The organism is Longimicrobium sp. (genome assembly GCF_036554565.1).
Taxonomy (GTDB): Bacteria; Gemmatimonadota; Gemmatimonadetes; order Longimicrobiales; family Longimicrobiaceae; genus Longimicrobium.
On record NZ_DATBNB010000851.1, the window covers coordinates 1 to 2,709 of the forward strand.

The 2,709-nt window shown below is 70.7% G+C and carries 4 protein-coding genes; 1 reads left to right on the forward strand and 3 read right to left on the reverse strand.

Going from position 1 to position 2,709, the window contains the following annotated elements; all coding sequences use genetic code 11:
* Positions 1-156 precede the first annotated feature (156 nt).
* The 3 genes from dut to VIB55_RS24015 all read right to left on the reverse strand — a co-directional run bounded on the left by dut (position 157) and on the right by VIB55_RS24015 (position 2,368).
* Positions 157-606 (reverse strand): dUTP diphosphatase, encoded by a 450-nt coding sequence (gene dut, locus VIB55_RS24005; protein ID WP_331879214.1) that lies wholly within the window; start codon positions 604-606, stop codon positions 157-159.
* Positions 607-694: 88 nt separating this feature from the next.
* Positions 695-1,807, reverse strand: a complete 1,113-nt coding sequence (ald, locus tag VIB55_RS24010) for an alanine dehydrogenase (protein ID WP_331879215.1) — start codon at positions 1,805-1,807, stop codon at positions 695-697.
* Between the two features lie 135 nt (positions 1,808-1,942).
* Positions 1,943-2,368 (reverse strand): TraR/DksA C4-type zinc finger protein, encoded by a 426-nt coding sequence (locus VIB55_RS24015; RefSeq protein ID WP_331879216.1) that lies wholly within the window; start codon positions 2,366-2,368, stop codon positions 1,943-1,945.
* Between the two features lie 106 nt (positions 2,369-2,474).
* Here VIB55_RS24015 and VIB55_RS24020 point away from each other — a divergent pair.
* A partial coding sequence (locus VIB55_RS24020; protein ID WP_331879217.1) for a putative sulfate exporter family transporter occupies positions 2,475-2,709 on the forward strand: 235 nt, incomplete at its 3' end.

Here is a 2,709-nt window from a genome sequence, read left to right on the forward strand (position 1 = left end):
TCGACCGGGGGCGTTGACCCGCGGGCGCGTCGTTTCGGCGTGCAAACCGTGGAAATATCGGAGCCTGCAAAGCTAGGCCCGCCCACGGACCCCCGCAACCCGGCGCCCGGAAGTCGCCGCGGCCAGATGCACGGGCCATGCCGGGCGGGCGCGCCCTCAGCGGCCGGTGGACCCGAAGCCAGATTCGCCCCGGCCCGACTTGCTCAACTCGTCCGCCTCTTCCACCTCCGGCGCCAGGAAGCGCGCGAACACCAGCTGGGCGATGCGCGTTCCGCGGGGAACGGGCACGGGCTCCGTCCCCGCGTTCCACACGATCACCTTGAGCTCGCCCCGGAAGTCGGGGTCGATGGTCGCGGGCGAGTTGGGAAGGGTGATGCCGTGGCGAAGCGCCAGCCCCGAGCGCGGGCGCACCTGGCACTCCACCCCGTCCGGCAGCTCGATGGCCAGCCCGGTGACCACCAGGCGCCGCTCGCCGGGGTGCAGCACGAAGTCCGGCTCGGCCGAGGCCACGTCGTAGCCGGCCGAGCCGGGGGTCTGCCGGGCAGGGAGCGGCAGGTCGGGGTTGTGGGCGAGCCGCTTGAAGCGGACGCGGATCGGTTCGGTCATGGGATCGTTGGAAGGAAGGTCCCGGATGCGGAACAGCCCCCACCGGCGCGAGGTCCGGTGGGGGCTGTCGGCCGTCTCCGCCCGCAGGTTACACCAGGACGGACTGCAGCGGCACCAGCGGAAGGCCGAAGGCCTCGGCGACGCCGGGATACACCACCTGGCCGTTGACCACGTTCAGCCCCAGGGCCAGCGCGGGGTCCTGGCGGCAGGCTTCCTTCCACCCCAGGCGCGCCAGGCGCATGGCGTAGGGGAAGGTGGCGTTGGTCAGCGCCAGCGTGGAGGTGCGCGGCACGCCGCCGGGCATGTTGGCCACGCCGTAGTGGATCACCCCGTCGATCTCGTAGATGGGGTCTTCGTGCGTGGTGGGGCGGATGGTCTCCACGCAGCCGCCCTGGTCCACCGCCACGTCGACGATCACCGACCCGTCCTTCATGCGCTTCAGGTCTTCGCGCTTGATCAGGTTGGGGGCCTTGGCGCCCGGCAGCAGCACCGCGCCCACGACCAGGTCGGCCTGCTCCACCCGCTCCATCAGGTTGTGCCGGTTGCTGTAGATCATCTCCACGTTGGCCGGCATGACGTCCGACAGGTAGCGCAGGCGCTCCAGCGACACGTCGAGGATGGTGACGCGGGCGCCCAGCCCCGCCGCCATCTTGGCCGCGTTGGTGCCCACCACCCCGCCGCCGATGATCACCACGCTGGCGGGCGCCACGCCGGGCACGCCGCCCAGCAGCATCCCGCGGCCGCCGTAGTACTTTTCCAGGTACTTGGCGCCGGCCTGGATGGCCATGCGCCCCGCCACCTCCGACATGGGCGTCAGCAGGGGGAGCTCGCCGCTGTCCAGCTGCACCGTCTCGTACGCCACGCACACCGCGCCGGAGTCGATCATCCCGCGGGTGAGCGCCTGGTCGGCGGCGAAGTGGAAATAGGTGAACAGGAGCTGGTCCGGCCGGGTGCGGCCGTACTCGATGGCGATGGGCTCCTTGACCTTCATGATCATCTCGGCCCGCGCCCACACCTCGTCCACCTCGTGGATGGTGGCGCCGACGGAGGTGTACTGGTCGTCGGTGAAGCCGCTGCCCAGCCCGCCGCCGCGCTCCACCATCACCTGGTGGCCGGCCTGGACCAGGGCCTCGGCGCCCGCGGGCACCAGGGCGATGCGGTTCTCGTTGGTCTTGATTTCCTTCGGAACGCCGATCAGCATCGTCAGCAGCGGGTTCGGGTATTTCGGTGGTGCGTCTGGCCCGCTCGCTTCGGCGGGCGGGCACAATATACACGCGCCGCCGGGTTTGGCGAGTGTCTGGACAAACGCGAGTGCGTCACTGCGTGCGTGCGATGCCTACGCCTCGTTCGCGTTGCCGTCGGCCTCGCGGGGGTTGGCGTCGGTGTCCGAGGCCGCGTCGCGCTCGCGGGCGTGCTGCGCGCACAGCCGGGTCTCGGGGATCACGTCCAGCCGCTCCATCCCGATGTCCTGGCCACACACCTCGCACAGCCCGAAACGCTCCGGCTCCTTGTACAGCAGGCGCAGCGACTCGTCGATGGCGTACAGGCGGCGGCCTTCCATGCTGGCGAAAAGGAAGTCCTTTTCGTGCTCCTGGTGCTCGGTGGCGATGTCGGCCGGGTGATTGTCGGCCAGGCTCAGCTCGCCCACGCGGTCGCGCAGGTCCTTGGCGGTCTCATCGAAGTCGCCGATCGCGTCGAGCACCTGCTCGCGCTCGCGCAGCAGACGGTTCTCGATGGCCCTGCGCTGTTCTTCCTGAAGCATCGGGGGTTGCGGTCCGGGTTAGGTTGTCGGCGGCCCAGTGCCGCGCGTGCCGCCGGCGCGCACCGTCAATCTCCGTGCCTGTCCCGTGACCGACACCGGTTCCGCAGTGACCGAACCCCGTCCCCCGCTCCTGGGGTACCTTCCCGGCCTGGCGCTTTCCGCCACGCTGGCCGCCGCCGCGTGGGCGCTGCAGGAGGTGGAGGTGCGGGTCACGGGGCACGCCGTGGTCGAGGCGCTGGTGCTGGCCATCCTGCTGGGGATGATGGTGCGCACCTTCTGGAAGCCGGGCGCGCGGTGGGAGCCGGGAATCTCGCTGACGGCCAAGCAGGTGCTGGAGATCG